General features: G+C 67.0%; 12 protein-coding genes. 6 read left to right on the top strand and 6 right to left on the bottom strand.

The window, feature by feature from the left end:
- Positions 1–4 precede the first annotated feature (4 nt).
- Both exbD and exbB read right to left on the bottom strand, forming a co-directional pair.
- Positions 5–508: a TonB system transport protein ExbD gene (exbD, locus tag ATO4_RS13180; protein ID WP_083591983.1), complete on the bottom strand. Its 504-nt coding sequence runs from the start codon at positions 506–508 to the stop codon at positions 5–7.
- 5 nt (positions 509–513) lie between these two features.
- Positions 514–1,686 carry a tonB-system energizer ExbB gene (gene exbB / locus ATO4_RS13175; RefSeq protein WP_083591982.1) on the bottom strand — a complete coding sequence of 391 codons (1,173 nt, stop codon included), beginning with the start codon at positions 1,684–1,686 and terminating at the stop codon, positions 514–516.
- 543 nt (positions 1,687–2,229) lie between these two features.
- Here exbB and ATO4_RS13170 point away from each other — a divergent pair.
- The 6 genes from ATO4_RS13170 to ATO4_RS13145 all read left to right on the top strand — a co-directional run bounded on the left by ATO4_RS13170 (position 2,230) and on the right by ATO4_RS13145 (position 9,842).
- Positions 2,230–5,850 carry a helicase-related protein gene (locus tag ATO4_RS13170; RefSeq protein ID WP_083592006.1) on the top strand — a complete coding sequence of 1,207 codons (3,621 nt, stop codon included), beginning with the start codon at positions 2,230–2,232 and terminating at the stop codon, positions 5,848–5,850.
- A 76-nt stretch (positions 5,851–5,926) separates the two neighbouring features.
- The gene (locus ATO4_RS13165) at positions 5,927–6,301 is read left to right on the top strand and encodes an RNA-binding S4 domain-containing protein (protein WP_245308736.1); all 375 of its coding nucleotides are present in this window, start codon (positions 5,927–5,929) and stop codon (positions 6,299–6,301) included.
- A 220-nt stretch (positions 6,302–6,521) separates the two neighbouring features.
- Positions 6,522–6,860, top strand: coding sequence for a ferredoxin FdxA (gene fdxA, locus ATO4_RS13160; protein WP_083591980.1), 339 nt, complete (start codon positions 6,522–6,524; stop codon positions 6,858–6,860).
- Positions 6,861–7,354: 494 nt separating this feature from the next.
- Positions 7,355–7,972: a CarD family transcriptional regulator gene (locus tag ATO4_RS13155; protein WP_083591979.1), complete on the top strand. Its 618-nt coding sequence runs from the start codon at positions 7,355–7,357 to the stop codon at positions 7,970–7,972.
- Between the two features lie 300 nt (positions 7,973–8,272).
- A complete protein-coding gene (locus ATO4_RS13150) occupies positions 8,273–9,139 on the top strand; it encodes an RNA polymerase factor sigma-32 (protein ID WP_083591978.1) in 867 nt (288 codons plus the stop codon).
- A gap of 436 nt (positions 9,140–9,575) precedes the next feature.
- The gene (locus ATO4_RS13145; protein WP_083592005.1) at positions 9,576–9,842 is read left to right on the top strand and encodes an SH3 domain-containing protein; all 267 of its coding nucleotides are present in this window, start codon (positions 9,576–9,578) and stop codon (positions 9,840–9,842) included.
- 145 nt (positions 9,843–9,987) lie between these two features.
- Here the strand turns inward: ATO4_RS13145 and ATO4_RS13140 are convergent, their stop codons facing one another.
- The 4 genes from ATO4_RS13140 to ATO4_RS13130 form a co-directional block, all read right to left on the bottom strand.
- The gene (locus ATO4_RS13140; protein WP_083591977.1) at positions 9,988–11,481 is read right to left on the bottom strand and encodes a hypothetical protein; all 1,494 of its coding nucleotides are present in this window, start codon (positions 11,479–11,481) and stop codon (positions 9,988–9,990) included.
- The gene (locus ATO4_RS13135) at positions 11,478–12,782 is read right to left on the bottom strand and encodes an AAA family ATPase (RefSeq protein WP_176222974.1); all 1,305 of its coding nucleotides are present in this window, start codon (positions 12,780–12,782) and stop codon (positions 11,478–11,480) included. Before ATO4_RS13135 ends, ATO4_RS13140 begins: the two co-directional genes overlap by 4 nt.
- On the bottom strand, positions 12,779–13,171 hold the full coding sequence (locus tag ATO4_RS27115) for a hypothetical protein (protein WP_139802421.1): 393 nt from the start codon (positions 13,169–13,171) through the stop codon (positions 12,779–12,781). Before ATO4_RS27115 ends, ATO4_RS13135 begins: the two co-directional genes overlap by 4 nt.
- A gap of 1,058 nt (positions 13,172–14,229) precedes the next feature.
- A complete protein-coding gene (locus ATO4_RS13130; RefSeq protein WP_245308732.1) occupies positions 14,230–15,726 on the bottom strand; it encodes a M48 family metalloprotease in 1,497 nt (498 codons plus the stop codon).
- Positions 15,727–15,931 lie beyond the last annotated feature (205 nt).

The following is a 15,931-nucleotide window of genomic DNA, read 5'->3' as shown; positions in this document are numbered from 1 at the left end:
CCGCCTACTGCCCGGCGCCCGCCGCGCCGCTGCCGCCTGCCGCGCCCGGCGCGCCACCGCTCGCTGCGGCCCGCGCCGCCTCGGCCCGGCCCGGATCCTCGAGGCCGACGAGGCCGATCTTCAGGTAGCCGGCCGAGCGCAGCGCGTTCATCACCTCCATGATGTCGGAATAGTGCACCGTGCCGTCGGCGCGCAGGAAGATGCGCTCGTCGCGATTGCTGTTGGTCCGCCGGTCGAGGCTTTCGGCGAGGGCTGCCGCGGTGATCGGGTCCTCGCCGAGGCTCAGCGACAGGTCTTCCTGGATGGTCAGGTAGACCGGCTCGTCCGGCCGCTCCTGGGGGGCGGCGTTGGAGGTCGGAAGATCCACCGGCACGTCCACCGTCGAGAGCGGCGCGGCCACCATGAAGATGATCAGGAGAACCAGCATCACGTCGATGAAGGGCGTGACGTTGATCTCCGAGACCTCGTCGCCGGCGTCGTCGTCGTTGCTGCCGAGCTTGACCGCCATGGCGCCTACTCCGCCGCCTGCGCGAGCGGCAGGTCCCGGCCCGCCGTGGCGCCCCGTTCGAGATCCCGCGACAGATGCTGCATCACCAGCGCCGTCGCGTCGGACAGGATCGCCCGGTAGCCGGCGATGGAGCGGGCGAAGACGTTGTAGATGACGACGGCCGGGATCGCCGCGACGAGGCCGATGGCGGTGGCGAGCAGCGCCTCGGCGATGCCCGGGGCGACGACGGCGAGGTTGGTGGTGTTGGCCTCGCTGATGCCGATGAAGGAGTTCATGATGCCCCAGACCGTGCCGAACAGGCCGACGAAGGGCGCGATGGAGCCGATGGTGGCGAGCAGGCCGGTGCCGCGGTTGAGCGAGCGCGCCGCATTCGCCTCGATCCGCGACAGGCCGATCGCCACCCGCTCCTTGACGCCGTCCGCCGACAGGCCGGCGGAGCGCTCGAGCTCGCCCGCCGCCGATCGGGCGAGGCGGCCGACCGGTCCGCCCCAGCGTGCCGCGGAGCGCTCGTCGCCGAGCGCCTTGCGAAGCGAATCGGCTTTGGCGAGGCGCCTGACCCCCGCCCGCGCTCGCCATTTCGCCGAAAACACCTCGAAGCCCTTGACCAGGAGGATCGTCCAGGTCGCCAGCGACGCCAGCGCCAGCCCGATCATCACGCTCTTCACCACCCAGTCGGCGGCCAGGAACATGCCGAGCGGCGAGAGGTCGTGGGGCAGTTTTTCGTCGCGCGGCTCCTCGAAGAGGACCGGGGTCGCGTCGCCCGTGCCGGCGTCGGCCGCGTTGCCCGCGTTGTCCGCGGCCGCATCGTCGGTGGCCACGCCTGCGGGTGCCGTGCCCGCGGCAGCATCGGCGTCGACGACCCCGGCCGGCGTCGCGGCGCCATCGCTTGCCGCCGGCGACGCGGCGGTCTCGCCCCCGGCGGGCGTATCGCTGCCGGGCGCGGCCGCGCCGGTCGCCGGGCCGGTCGAGGGGCTCGCCGGTTCGGCCGGGCGCACCCGGCCCGCCGTCGGGGCCGCCCCATCGGCCGCAGACGCATCCTCGGTCGCCGGGCCAGCGCCGGCGGCCTGCGCCATGGCGGTTCCGGCCGATGCCGCCATGAGCCCCGCGAGGAGCAGCGACACCATGGCCGGCCGAAGGATCGGGGCCGGCCGAAGGATCGGGATTGAGCGAAGACGCATGATGGGGGGACCGTGACCTGAAGATTGCCGGATGCCGGAGACGCAGCGACGAGGGTCGTCGCGGCGAGCCGGCGTCTCGTGCCTCCTTTATGGAAACATGATGTCCACAGTCAACTTATAGGGCGCGATTTGCGCTGGCAAAGCCGGGTATCGGCAGGAAAGCCCGGCTCCCGCCGCCCGGCTGCCCGACATGGCCAAGTCGTCTGGAGATGTTCCAGGCTATTCGCCTGGCGCCCTCTGCCGCCGCGAGGCGCTTCTCTTGCACGCCGGCCTGCCGAGGATGCGCTCTGTTCCGCACCGGTCCGGCCCGCGCCGCTCCCGCCCGGCCGCGTCAGGCTTGCGAGCAGGTTCCGCCGGCGAAAGCTTTCGCATCGTCGCCGGACGCACTAGGTAAGTCCTTGGTGGCGGGGATCATCCGTCCGCCGCCGACCGCCGCAGGCCCGGACCGTTCCAGATCCGAACCGGCCCGTGCCCAGCATGTCCCGCATCTCCCGGTGCAGCCTCCCGCCGCATCCGCCGGAATTGCCCCAGATCGACGGGCTCATGAGCCGACTGACCTTCGCTTCCCCCTCGAGCTCCGTTCAGGGCCGTGCCGCCGACGCCACCGTCACCGCGGTGCTCGGGCCGACGAACACGGGCAAGACCCATCTCGCCATCGAGCGGATGATCGCCCACGGCTCGGGCACCATCGGCCTGCCGCTCCGGCTCTTGGCGCGCGAGGTCTATCAGAAGGTCTGCGACCGGGTCGGTGCGGCGAATGTCGCGCTGATCACCGGCGAGGAGAAGATCCGCCCGCCCAAGGCCCGCTATTTCATCTGCACCGTCGAGGCGATGCCGCGCCATCCCGGCACCGCCTTCGTCGCCATCGACGAGGTGCAGCTCGCCGGCGACCTCGAGCGCGGCCACGTCTTCACCGATCGCATCCTCACCGCCCGCGGCTTCCAGGAGACGCTGCTGCTCGGCGCCTCGACCATGACCGGCGTCCTGAAGCAGCTGATTCCCGGCCTCGGGACGCAGACGCGGCCGCGGCTCTCCAACCTCGTCTATGCCGGCTCCAAGAAGATCACCCGGCTGCCGCGGCGCTCCGCCATCGTCGCCTTCTCCGCCGAGGAGGTCTATGCCATCGCCGAGCTGATCCGCCGCCAGCGCGGCGGCGCGGCGGTGGTCCTCGGGGCGCTCTCGCCGCGCACCCGCAACGCCCAGGTCGAGCTCTACCAGAACGGCGAGGTCGACTATCTCGTCGCCACCGACGCCATCGGCATGGGCCTCAATCTCGACGTCGATCACGTGGCCTTTGCCCAGGACTGGAAATATGATGGCTTCCAGTATCGCCAGCTGACCGCCGCCGAATACGGCCAGATCGCCGGGCGCGCGGGCCGGCACGTGCGCGACGGCACCTTCGGCGTCACCGGCCAGGTCGATCCCCTGCCGGAGGAGCTCGTCGAGGCGCTGGAGGGCCATTCCTTCGCGCCGGTGAAGGTGCTGCAATGGCGCAGCGGCGAACACGACTTCACCTCCCTCGATTCGCTCAAGCACAGCCTCGAGCGCCCGCCGCAAGTGGAAGCCCTGACCAAGGCGCTGCCCTCGGTCGACCAGCGGGCGCTGGAATTTCTCTCCCGCGTCCCCGACGTCGCCGAGCGGGCGAGGGGGGCGAGGCGCGTCGAATTGCTGTGGGAGACCTGCAAGCTGCCGGACTACCGGCGCATCGCTCCCGCCCAGCATGCCGAGATCATCGCCTCGATCTATGCCGACGTCGCCGACAACGGCCACGTGTCGGAAGACTACATGGCGGCCCAGGTCCGCCGGGCCGACCGCACCGAGGGCGATCTCGACACGCTGTCCCAAAGAATCGCCGAAATCCGCACCTGGACCTATATTTCCCACCGGCCCGACTGGCTGGCCGATCCGACACACTGGCAGGAAAAGACGCGCGACATCGAGGATCGTCTGTCCGACGCTCTTCACGACAGGTTGACGAAACGGTTCGTAGACCGCAGGACAAGCGTCTTGATGAAGCGGCTGAGAGAGAACGCATTCATGGAAGCAGAGATCGCCAACGACGGAACGGTGACGGTCGAGGGCCACGCCGTAGGCGAACTGCAGGCGTTTCGTTTCTCCGCCGATACCAAGGCGGAGGGCGCGGACGGTCGCGCCGTGCGCACTGCGGCCCAGAAGGCGCTCGCCGGCGAGTTCGAAAAGCGTGCGGAACGTTTCGCCAATTCTCCCAACGGCGATCTCGCCCTCGGCTCCGACGGGCTGGTGCGCTGGCTCGGCGCACCCGTGGCGATGCTGACCGGCGGCGAGGATCCCTTGAAGCCGCGCGTCGTGCTGCTCGCCGACGAACAGCTGACCGGCCCGATGCGCGACATGGTGGCGAACCGGGTCGAGCGTTACGTGACCTATCAGGTCTCGACCGTCCTGAAGCCGCTCGCCGACCTCAAGCAGGCCGAGGGGCTGGACGGCGTCGCCCGCGGCCTCGCCTACAGGCTGGTCGAGGAATACGGCATTCTCCAGCGCCGCGACGTCGCCGAGGAAGTGCGCGCCCTCGATCAGGGTGCCCGCGCCGCCCTCAGGCGCTTCGGCGTGCGCTTCGGCGCCTACCACATCTTCGTGCCGACGCTGATCAAGCCGGCGCCGGCCGGCCTCCTGACGCTGCTCTGGGCGATCCGCAACGACGGCCGCGAGCGCGCCGGCTTCGGCGACGTGACCCATCTTCTGGCCACCGGCCGCACCTCGGCCGTCGCCGACACCGACTTCGACCCGATCTTCTACAAGCTCGCCGGATACCGGCTGCTCGGCCGTCGCGCCGTGCGCGTCGACATCCTCGAGCGGCTCGCCGATCTCATTCGCCCGGCGCTGTCCTGGAAGCCCGGCTCCGGCAAGCGGCCGGAAGGCGGCTTCAACGGCTCGCAGTTCCTGGTCACGCCGGCGATGATGTCGATCCTCGGCGCCACCGCCGACGACATGGACGAGATCCTGAAGGGACTCGGCTATCGGCCGCAGCCGATGCAGGCCGACGCCGTCGAGGGTGAGCTGCCCCGCCTCGACGAGGAAGCCATCGCCCGCGAGGCGGCCGAAAAGGCTGCCGCAAGAGCCGAGGCCGAACGCCGGGCGGCCGAAGCTGCCGCCACCGCCGAGGCGCCGCAGGTGCCGGACGTTGCCGCAACCGAAGGCACTGAAGCAGCCGCAGAGCCCGCCGCGACGACGCCGTCCGCCGAGGCGACCGCCGGGACCGGCGAGATCGAGGCGGCCGAAACCGAGACTGGCGAAACCGAAGCTGGCGAAGCCCAGTCGTCCGACGACGGTGCCGCGACCGATGCCGTGCTTGCCGGCGACGAAGCCGTCGGCGCGTCCGAAGAAGAGGGCGACATGGCCGAAGCAGCCGACGCGCCGGCTGCCGCGGTCTCCGAATCGGACGAGGCCGAGAGCGCTCCGCTCGAAGCTGCGAGCGAGGCGACGGCAGACGAGCCGGCAACGGCCACCGACCGGGCGCCCGCCACGAGCGAGGCACCTGTTGCGGCGCCTGATACGGCTGAAGAGGCTTCCGCCGAGGCCGCCGATGGTGACGAAACCGCGACGCCTTCGAAGACGGACGCGGCGAGCGAAGCCTCGGCTGACGAGGACGCGGGCGAGCCGGTGGCCGCAGCGTCTTCGGCCGACGGCGCCGCCGACACCCCTGCCGAGACCGCCGAGCCACGCATCATCCAGGTCTGGCGCCCCCATCGCGGCGACCGCAATGCCGGCCAGAACCGCCAGGGCCGTCGCAACCGCCGTCCCGGCCAGGGTCAGGCGCCCCAGGGCCAGGGCCAGGGCCAGGGCCAGGGACAAGGTCACGATCAGGGGCAGGGCCGGGCCCAGCCGGATCGTCCGGCCGGCGAGCCCGGCGGCGAGCGCCAGCAGCGGTTCTCCCGCGGCCCGAATCGCCAGGATCGTCCGGACCGGCCGGAGGGCGAGGAGCGCCAGCAGCGTCACGGCAAAAGCGGGCCGAAGGGCAAGAACCGTCCGGGCAAGGAGTTTGGCGACCGCCCGGAGCGCGGCAATCGCGGGCCGCAGCGCGACGAGGCGGCCGGCGGCAATAATCGCCGGGACAAGGCGCCCCAGCGCATCGACCCGGATTCGCCCTTCGCCAAGCTCGCCGCGCTGAAGGAAAAGCTTGGTCGCTGAGGCGCACGAGACGGAGGACGGCGCCGCGCCGGGGGCCACGGGTGCCTCGACGGGCGGGACCGCGGCTGTCCAGCGCATCGACAAGTGGCTGTTCTTCGCCCGGGTGGTGAAGTCGCGGACGCTGGCGCAGAAGCTGGTCGCTTCCGGCGGCGTCAGGGTCAATCGCGACAAGATCGCCAATCCCGCCCAGAAGGTGCGGGTCGGCGACACGCTGACGGTCTCCTATGCCGATGCGGTGAGGGTCCTGAAGATCCGCGCTCCCGGCGAGCGGCGGGGCCCGGCCAGCGAGGCGGCTCTCCTCTACGAGGACCTGTCGGAACCCACCGTCAGGCGCCCGTCAGCCGAGCCGGCGATCAGCCTGCGCCCGGATGCGCCGGAAAAGGGCACCGGCCGGCCCTCCAAGAAAGACCGCCGCTCCCTGTCGCGGCTGAAGGGCGGCGATCCCGGCTGAGCGCCGTCGTCGCCCGCCGCTTGGGGCCGCGCCGCCGAAAGCCTTTCCGGACCGGGTGGAATGGCTTTGCCCAAACCGCCCGTTCGACGACAAGCTTTGCGCTTGCAAGCCAAATGCCGAGTGTCTAGGTCCAGACGGACGGCTGCTGCCCGCCGAACGGGCGCAGCCAGGCGAGACCGTGGCCCCGCCTCGCCGGCCGGGCCGCCGAAGAGGATGACACATGACCTATGTCGTGACCGACAATTGCATCAAGTGCAAATACATGGACTGCGTCGAGGTGTGTCCGGTCGACTGTTTCTACGAGGGCGAGAACATGCTCGTCATCCATCCCGACGAGTGCATCGACTGCGGCGTCTGCGAGCCCGAGTGCCCCGCCGAGGCGATCAAGCCGGACACCGAGCCGGGCCTCGACAAATGGCTGACGCTCAACGCCGAATATGCCGACAAGTGGCCGAACATCACGATCAAGCGCGAGGCCCCGTCCGACGCCGAGAAGTTCGACGGCGAGGACGGCAAGCTGGAGAAGTACTTCTCCCCCGAGCCCGGCCAGGGCGACTGACACCGCCCGGGAGCGCCTGCCGGGTCCCCTCGCGGGGGCTCCGGCACGTCTCATCCCGGCGCGGATCGGCCGCCGGCTTTTCCTCCCCTTGCGACGATTGCCTCGAGCGCCGGCAGTCGATTCGTCCGCAAACCGGGCGAATCGGCCGCTGCGCCGCACAAATGCGGCATACCCCCGTATTCCTTGAATTTTCCGCTGGAATATAGTAGGCTCTGATCCACAGTCGGGTGCCTAGGCACTGCAACATCCCATGCCGAACGCATGACATGGGATGGTTTTCCGAAAGGACGTTCCCCTCATTGCCGCCATGTCGCCGGTTCTTCAGCGAACCGGAACCGATCATGCGGCCAATCGCAAGGGCGACGTTTCGGCCGAACCGCGACTGCGATCTGTCGATCCTGCTGGAGGGATCGTCGCAAATCGGTGGCTTCCGAGCCACCGCCCGTGTCTAGCGGCTGTTTCGGCCGGGCACAACAGGGAGTTAGAAAAAGCGTATGAGCAGTCAGAAGAAGGCAACGGTCAGCCAGGGTTTCAGGACCGGTGAGAGCATCGTCTACCCTGCGCACGGTGTCGGCCAGATCGTCGCGATCGAGGAACAGGTTGTCGCGGGCATGACGCTCGAACTGTTCGTCATCGACTTCGAGAAGGACAAGATGCGGCTCAAGGTTCCGGTTGCCAAGGCGAAATCCGTCGGCATGCGCAAGCTGTCCGAGACCGACTTCGTCGAGCGTGCGCTGAAGGTGGTCCAGGGCCGCGCGCGCGTGAAGAAGACGATGTGGAGCCGCCGGGCCCAGGAATACGACGCCAAGATCAACTCCGGTGACCTGATCCAGATCGCCGAGGTGGTGCGCGACCTCTACCGCGCCGACAGCCAGCCCGAGCAGTCCTATTCCGAGCGCCAGCTCTACGAGGCCGCCCTCGGCCGCATGGCGCGCGAGCTCGCCGCCGTCAACGAGGTCTCCGAGACCGAGGCCGTGCGGCTGATCGAGATCAACCTCAACAAGGGCCCCAAGCGCGGCGCCAAGGGCGCTGCCGAGGCCGAGGAGGGCGACGAGGAAGCCGAGGCGGACGACGCCGAGGAGACCACCGCCACCCAGGAGGAGGCCGCCTGAGGCGAGCCACCCGCGCCGCCCGGCAGCGCCGGGCCGAGTGCCGCGACCCGATATTGACGAACAGGACCGGCCGTTCATCAGACGGCCGGTCTTTTTTTTGTCGTCCCGGAGTGTTACAAAATCTGAAGCAACCGTTATCGCAATGAAACGCTTGCCTTTTTCCCCTCCCTTTCTACATCGCTCCAAAAAGTTTGCCGTTGTGGGAACGTTTGCCGTTTGGCTGCGTTCTTGAAGGACCCGGAGCGTGTGTCTCCCGCACGCCAGAGGCATCACAGCCGTTCTGACCGACCGGAGGGTCCTATGAAGTCACAGTCCGCTCGTCGCACCATGATCCGCGCCGCCATGGCAGCCCCCTATCTGCAAAGGGAAGAGGAATACGAACTGGCGGTTCGCTGGAAGGAGCAGGGCGATCAGGAGGCCCTCCACAAGATCACCTCGGCGCATATGCGCCTGGTCATTTCCATGGCCTCGAAGTTCCGGCATTTCGGCCTGGCGATGAGCGATCTGATCCAGGAGGGCCATGTCGGCCTGCTCGAGGCCGCGGCCCGCTTCGAGCCCGAGCGGGAGGTCCGCTTCTCCACCTATGCCACCTGGTGGATCCGCGCCTCGATCCAGGACTACATCCTGCGCAACTGGTCGATCGTGCGCGGCGGCACCTCCTCGGCCCAGAAGGCGCTGTTCTTCAATCTCCGCCGCCTGCGCGCCCGCCTCAGCCAGGGCTCCGAGAGCCTCTCCGGCACCGCGATGTACCGCGAGATCGCCACCGCCCTGAAGGTCTCCGAGGGCGACGTGGCGCTGATGGATTCCCGCCTGTCGGGCCCCGATTCCTCCCTCAACGCCCCGCTGATCGAGGATGAATCCGGCTCCGCCGACCGGCAGGATTTTCTCGTCTCCGACGCGCCGCTGCCCGACGAGATGGTTTCCACCTCCATCGACGACGAGCGCCGGGTCACCTGGCTCAACTCGGCGCTGGACGTCCTCTCCGAGCGCGAGCTGAAGATCATCCGCGAGCGCCGCCTGCAGGACGACGGCGCGACGCTCGAGGCGCTGGGCACCAAGCTCGGCATCTCCAAGGAGCGCGTCCGCCAGATCGAGACCCGGGCGCTGGAAAAGCTGCGCACCGCCCTCCTCGAGACCAACGCCGACCGCGCCGCCTATGTGAGCTGACCGGTCCCGCCCGCCGAACCCGGCAGCCACGAAATCCAAGCGGGATGGCCGAAAGGCCCTCCCGCTTTTTTCATGCCGGCGTCCCAAGCGAAGAGGGCCGGCGACCGGGGCCGGGAGCCGGTTGCCGTCCCCACCACCGCCGTCTGTCCTCTCCCGCCACCGCCACCGCCACCGCCACCCGCCACCGCCACCGAGGCCGCCACCGCTCCCGCCACCGGTCCCAGGCCCGGCCCCCCGGTCGCCGGCAGCCATCCGCCGGCCCCCGGCCTCCGCGCCGGACGCCGGCCTCCGGCCGCCGCGCCGGACGCTGGTGCCAGTCGCCGCGCCGGACGCTGGTGCCGGCATCCGGGACGCCCGGGCATTGCGCGACGGCGCAGATTTCGCAATCGATCGAGGATCGGGCTTCCTCCGGGTCCGCCCTCACGAGGATGCCCCCATGATCCGCTCCCTGATCCTCTGCGCCGCGACGCTGGCGGCTCTCGCCACCCCCGCCACCGCCGCCGAAGTCTGCGGCCTCGATCCCAATGGCGACAATTATCTCGCCGTCCGCGAAGGCCCCGGCTCCCGCTTTCCCGAACTCACCCGCCTCGGCCCCTCGACTTACGTCGACATCATCGACGTCAACGCCAGCAGCACCTGGTTCCGCGTCGTTGCCGAGGGCGAGCCCACCGGCTGGGTCTCGGCGCGGTATACTTGTCGGTAGGGGGAGGAATGGGGCGGCGCGTTCGGGCCGGAAACTGATCGGCAGGTTCCGGCTGCCGCGACCACAAAAGCAGACATTTTTCTAGACTGGTGTACTGTTGTGGAATGACAGCCGCCGCGGAACATGGCTCCATCACGCTGGGACACTAGGTTTTCGGTGTCACCCCGCCCTTTTTCAGAAGCGCCGCACCGATGCGGAAAAGGTCAGGCATGTCGTAGCGCTGGTCAGGGCGACTTGTGAGGACGCCCATTTTAGTCAGGCGATCCGCGAGGTCGGGCTCCCTATTCAATAGCTTCCGAGACGAATCAATCGGCACCGGAGGGAGCGCATTTTCTTTGCGCGCAATTTTTACAGCGGCTTCCACCGTGGAGTTTACTGTCCAAGCGTCAAAGAACACCTGTGGCTCTGCTGGCACTCTAAGACCCGCGAGCGGTTGGAGAACACGCTTGATCCAGGGATATTCCGTGTTGAGCTGCTCGATGCGGACTTTCGACGCTTCTCGAAGTCCGTCGCGGATTGCTTGTGGCAGAAGGATAAATGCTCCCGCATCTCGTGATTGGGACCGTTCCGCGGCGTTTTGCATGAGAATGAGAAAGCTGCGTGGGGTTACATCTCCGAGGCCATCTGCAAGGTGGTTATACGGCCAGTCGAAGGTTTTTCCCTTTCGCGGACCTGCGCCCATGAAATTACCTGCCATGGCCTCAAAAAGTTCTTGTTGCTGGGCCTCATTGTTGGACAGCTTCCAGGTTCGAAGCCCCTCTTGATTTTCCGGCAGTTTATCCAGGCCGCGCGACCTAAGAAATCGACCGAAGGCCTCCCCTGCCTCTTCGTCAAACGCCAATCTCGCAAACATAAGCCCGTAGAGATCCGCCTGATTCCACGAGAGCTTGGCCGCACCGCTGCGCAGCTTCGGCAGTTCCACGAACCGTAGCGTGAGCTCGCTCAACTGGTCCGGGCGCATGAAAAGTTTAGCTCGGATCGCATTGAAGCCGCGCAGCTCCCAAACCGAGCGCATCAGCGCGTCAATTAACCCACTAAGCCGACCCCAATCCTCGGAGATCGCATCGAGCGCGTCAAAGACTACGAGGAGAGTCTGATCCCGTTGGGTAAGGTAGTCATCAACCTCCGCCATTGCATCGGACCAATCCTCAGGATCCGCGAAACGGTTAAGCATGTCTGTGGGTGCGTGCTTCTTATCAGGCTCGGTCACTTTCAGGGCTGCGCCTGCGATGACAGCTCGCCAGAAGGGGTCTGCGGCGATCTTCTCCCGTCCGTTGGGAACCAGTCGGTCGATCTCGGATTTCGACACGCCAGCGCGAGCCACGCCGCCAAACCCGATCTCAACCCGCAGCTTGTCAAGGCCCAAGCGCGGGTATAGATCAGCGGCGAGCGGCTTTGTGTCCTTGTTATACAGTACGCTCGCCCAGAAGCTCTTTCCGGCCCCGCGCGCGCCTAGAACGAGCGTGGTCGCGGGGTCGAGCGCTTTGCTATGGGCCATGGGCGCGAAGATGTCCCGCACCTTGGCCTTGTCCGCTCCGACAATTGTCGTTGACGCGCTGGGGTCAAACCGAGCGATTGCCTCTCGGATTGCGGAAATGTCTTCCGGCTTGGGGGGGCGGTATCTTCGGCGAACGCTCATCGGGGCAATTCCATCTGCTCGTCGAGCCAATCCAAAAGCTCTCCAAAGGTCGAACGCACGAGCCGTTCATCGAGCTGGACGCGGTTCTCAACCGGATTAAAGCTTCGGTAACGCTCGTCATTAAGGATGCGTAGCACAGGCACCGGGTCCTTAGGCAGAGGGGCTGGCGCGTCATTGTCAGCCCAGACCAGCTCCAAATCGTCCGGCCCGAGCCGTTCGGGCTGTGTAAGCGGACCCTCGTCCATGTTCCAAAGAGCGTTGAACCGCTCCTGAGCAATTCGCATGTCCGCGGGATCCGCCTTGGCTTGCACGAACCAGGCTTTCTCCTCCCATTCCAAGCCCCCGGGGATGCGCTCCCGAATGTGAGCCAAAAGGAAGGCATAGCCTTGGAAGGTCTGCGGTTCATTGATGCCAAAAAGGAGCACTTTCGCCCCAAGCCCAAGTACTGGTGCCGCCGTCGTTTCGTGAAGACCCGCACGCCCATCGATCAACACAACATCATAGTCACCGGTGGCCTCAAAACTCTCAATCATTTCTTGAAGTTGAATGCGAAAGGACAAAGGAGTGCCGTCGCGCACGTCTTCGAGGCTTGCCCGGGCGATCTTGGCAAGCGCATCGGCGGGATGTGCCAAGGTTTGGCTACCAAAGGCGGGCACGACAGATATCCCGTCCAAAAGGGAAGACTTGCCGATGCAATCGGCGCGGAACGTGCTGTCAGTACCGGAGAGCCCGTTCTCGACGAGCCAATCCACGACCCCGTAAGTGGGTAGTTCTTCTGGCTTCAAGAGCGTCGCACCTAGCCCCGGAGCTTCGAGGTCGAGATCCACAGTGAGTACCCGCAAACCGGCGTGAGCCAGATGCGTCGCTGCAATAGAAAGAGCCGTGGAACGGCCGACGCCGCCCTTGATACTGACAAACGCAATCCTGGGTATCGCGCCAGGCTGCAGCACCGGACGCAGCATCCAATCCGCACCGACAATCCGGCGGTCGAGAAGTCGGATATTTACGCCTTTGACCTTTAGAACGGGTGCGGCCTGCGCCTCCTCGACGATCCGGGATACGCCAGCCGCGTTGCGCCCGCGCACGGGGTCTTCGGGGCGGGAATATGGGCCAAGGGCCTCGGCAATCGCAGTATTCAACTGGTCGACATCTGCAGCAGGGATGTCCAGGATGACCCCAAGGCGACCTTCAAAGTCCCGGATCACGATTGGCTGTGCAGTGGCGAGATCTCCAGAATACGCGGCTATTAGACTGGCGACGAACTGCGGGAGACTATCATCGAAACGAAGAGGACGCTTCATTGCAAGGCCGATCGGGCTGCATCCGCATCGTCGCGCCATTTTTCCAAGGTTGCCGCGTCAGGACGTGTGCCGTCGCTGTATCGGATTTTGATAGCCCAACCTTCCATATAGCGCTGATCGGTAAACCGAACGAGTTGTGCTGCCCCGCGCCCCACGATCGAGTCACGAAGCTTTGCCTTGATTTCAGGGAAGTGGGCGTAGACGGGCCCATCTTTGCTGTCGGTGGTCCAGGACATGTCACGGTACAAAGCTTTGATCGCGCACTCTGCGGCAATTCCATAGAGATAGCCTGCAGTCGTTCGATCTGGTGCTTCTGCGCTCCTGAGGCGCTCGGCAGCGGCCCAGTTGCGATGGGAGGCCTTGGTCATGTTGGAGGTGAATTGGCTCATGAATCTTTGTCAATCTCCATTGCGCCGCTCGCCAAGCTGCCTGCTCGTTGGCTGAAAGCAGGAATTGGATGTCAGCCGCAGCGAACGGCCGCGTCCCGCCGCCCATCGAAGGCTTTAGACCCACACGTGCGAAAGGCAGCTTTGGCACACTTCGTTGAAGAATGGGAACGGCCGATCTGACGGCGAAAAGCTGCCATTCATTGGAACGAACTCTAATGTCCTCTTCCGAGTGAAGGCAAAGCGTACATGAATGTCTGCGATGGGCACAGAGTTGTCGCTCAGCTCCTACCCAAAATTGCACAACGACCTCGCCGCTGCCCCCTCAGCTTCGTCATCCTCGGCCCGCAAGGGTCGGGGATCCATGCCTCGCCCGGTCAGTAGCAGCCCGCCCCCGGAGCAGCGACGGAACCGCCGAGGCCCTGTGCTGACGCACGAGGATGACGAAGCGGGGAGTGCGCCGCTGCATTCTATGGTGTGACCGGCACCGCGACCCCATCGCGCCAACGCTCGGCCCCGCCAAAAAAAGATATCCCCACCCCCATCCACGCCCCCCACAATCCCCTCGCCGTCTTCCCGAGGGACACGAATGATCGCCGGGATCGTTCGGGAAGGCGGGCGGTGTCCGCGGCGTGGGTCTCTTCCGGAGGGATCTCGCGACTCGGACGGTTTCGAGGCTCCGTCGGCCCCTCGCGTACTACGGCGCGGGTGCGGATCGGACCGCTAAAGGGGGAGGCCAAAAGTCTCCCGCGATGCGCCGACAGCCGGTCTTCCGGCCCGAAGCCCGGGGCGTGGCGAAAGCTGCGCTTCAGGTGGGGACGGACGGCCACAAGGGCCCAACAAGACACCGTGCGGGACGCCGGAGGCGAGCCGTAAGACTACAGAATATCGGAGGGCTTGCCTCCGGCGTTCCGCTGTCCGTTCCCGCCGGGACGGGAGACTGCAAACGGCCCCAGACTTGCGGGGCGGAACCGGGGCGCGCCGCGCCGCCGGGCGCATTTGCGCGACCTTTAGCGTGGCGGGGAGAGCGCCGGGGCGCGCGAGACTGCGGGGCCGGCGACCTATTCGGCGACGATCTTGTAGCGCTCGCCGCTCTTCACCGCGTCGTCGACGGTCAACTCGTTGAGGAGGCGGAACATGTTTTCCTTGGCCTCGACGCCGACCATGCGGGCGGCGAGCGTTCCGGCCGTGTCGCCCTGCCGCGCCTCGACGATGCGGATGCGCAGCGGCTTCAGCGCCGCCCGTTCCTCGGCCGACAGCTGGTGGAAGCTGCCGGCGACGCCGGCGGCGATGGCGCCGGCATCGACGCTGGCCTTGGCCGGCACCGCGGTCAGGAAGCGGTAGACCTGGCTGCCGAGGCGGATCACCGTCACGTCGAAATTGTATTCGCCGCCTCTCGCCCGCGCCGACACCGCCTCGAGCCCGTGGATGCGCTGCTGGCGCACGCTGCCGGGCTCGAGCCCGCCGATCCAGCCGGAATTGACGTAGTCGACGAGGCCGCGATTGGGCGCCAGCGCGACGCCGTCGAAGCGGATCGCGGTGTCGTCCGGCCCCGTCGCCATCACCGCCTCGGCGGTGTTGTCGAGGGAGAAGCCCTTCGGCACCGTGAAGCTGATGCCGAGGCCGGGATGCAGGAAGGTGCGCTCGCGCACATAGCCCTCGACCGCCGAATCGCCGAACAGCATGCCGTCGATGCCGGCGAGATAGCGGTCGCGGTCCCGCGTGCCGGTGCCGGGCGGGCCTTCGCTGCGGGCGAGCTGGCCGGCCAGCGTGATGCGCTGCGGGGCGGACGGGTGCGAGGCGAGGAAGTCGAGATTGGGATCGGTCGCCTGGAAGGCGTTGCGCATGCGCGAATAGGAATCCATCGCTTCGAGGAAGCGCGCCGCGGCGAAGGGGTCGTAGCCCGCCCGCGCGATGTGCTTGATGCCCAGCGCGTCGGCCTGCAGCTCCTGCTGGCGCGAGAACTGCGCCAGACTCAGCTTGCCCTTGGCGAGCGCGATCTGGCCGGCCGATTCGTTGTCGAGGACTTCCGAGACCACCCGGCTGGCAAGTTCGGCCGCCTGCTCGCGCTGCTGGCGCTGGATGCCGTGATTGGCGGTGATGTGGCCCATCTCGTGGCCGATCACCGCCGCGACTTCGGATGAGTCGTTGGCGAGCGCGAGGAGGCCCCGGGTGATGTAGACATAGCCGCCCGGCAGCGCGAAGGCGTTGATGTTGGGCGAGTTGAGGATGGTGATCCGGTAGACCCGGTTGGGGTCCTCGCTCGCCGCCGCCAGCTTGCCGACGATGCCGGCCAGCGCCTGTTCGAGCTTGGGGTCGGAATAGGCGCCGCCATAGGCCGCGAGGATCTTCGGATGCTGGCTCTTGCCGATGACCGATTGCGGATCGCTCTGCTGCGCCGTCTCGAAGGTGATCGGCTGGCGCGTCGAGGTGTAGCCGGCGCGGATGCTGCCGGTCTCGGCCTCGGTGGCCATCGTGTCGAGACCGGCACCGAAGGTCGTGCAGCCGGAGGCCGCGAGGAGCGCGCACAGCGTCGCCAGGCGCCCCAGCGCCCGCATCCTCGGCCCGATCCTGAACTCATGCCATGGTGATGTCATCGACGCGATTGACGCCCCGTCCGTCCCGACCGCGATTACGCTTTCGCCGCCTTACCAAATGCAGTTAACCGAATCGGCTGCCGCCGCGAAAGCGCGCGAGGGCAACATCGTCGATCAATTTCCGGAAAGACATCCCCTCCCGTCCCCGATCATCGCAGTAGACCGG

It is taken from the genome of Aurantimonas sp. 22II-16-19i (genome assembly GCF_002088275.1).
In the GTDB taxonomy this organism is placed as follows: Bacteria; Pseudomonadota; Alphaproteobacteria; order Rhizobiales; family Rhizobiaceae; genus Jiella.
Note: the sequence above shows the minus strand (reverse complement) of the source record. Positions and strands in the feature narration are given on the sequence as shown.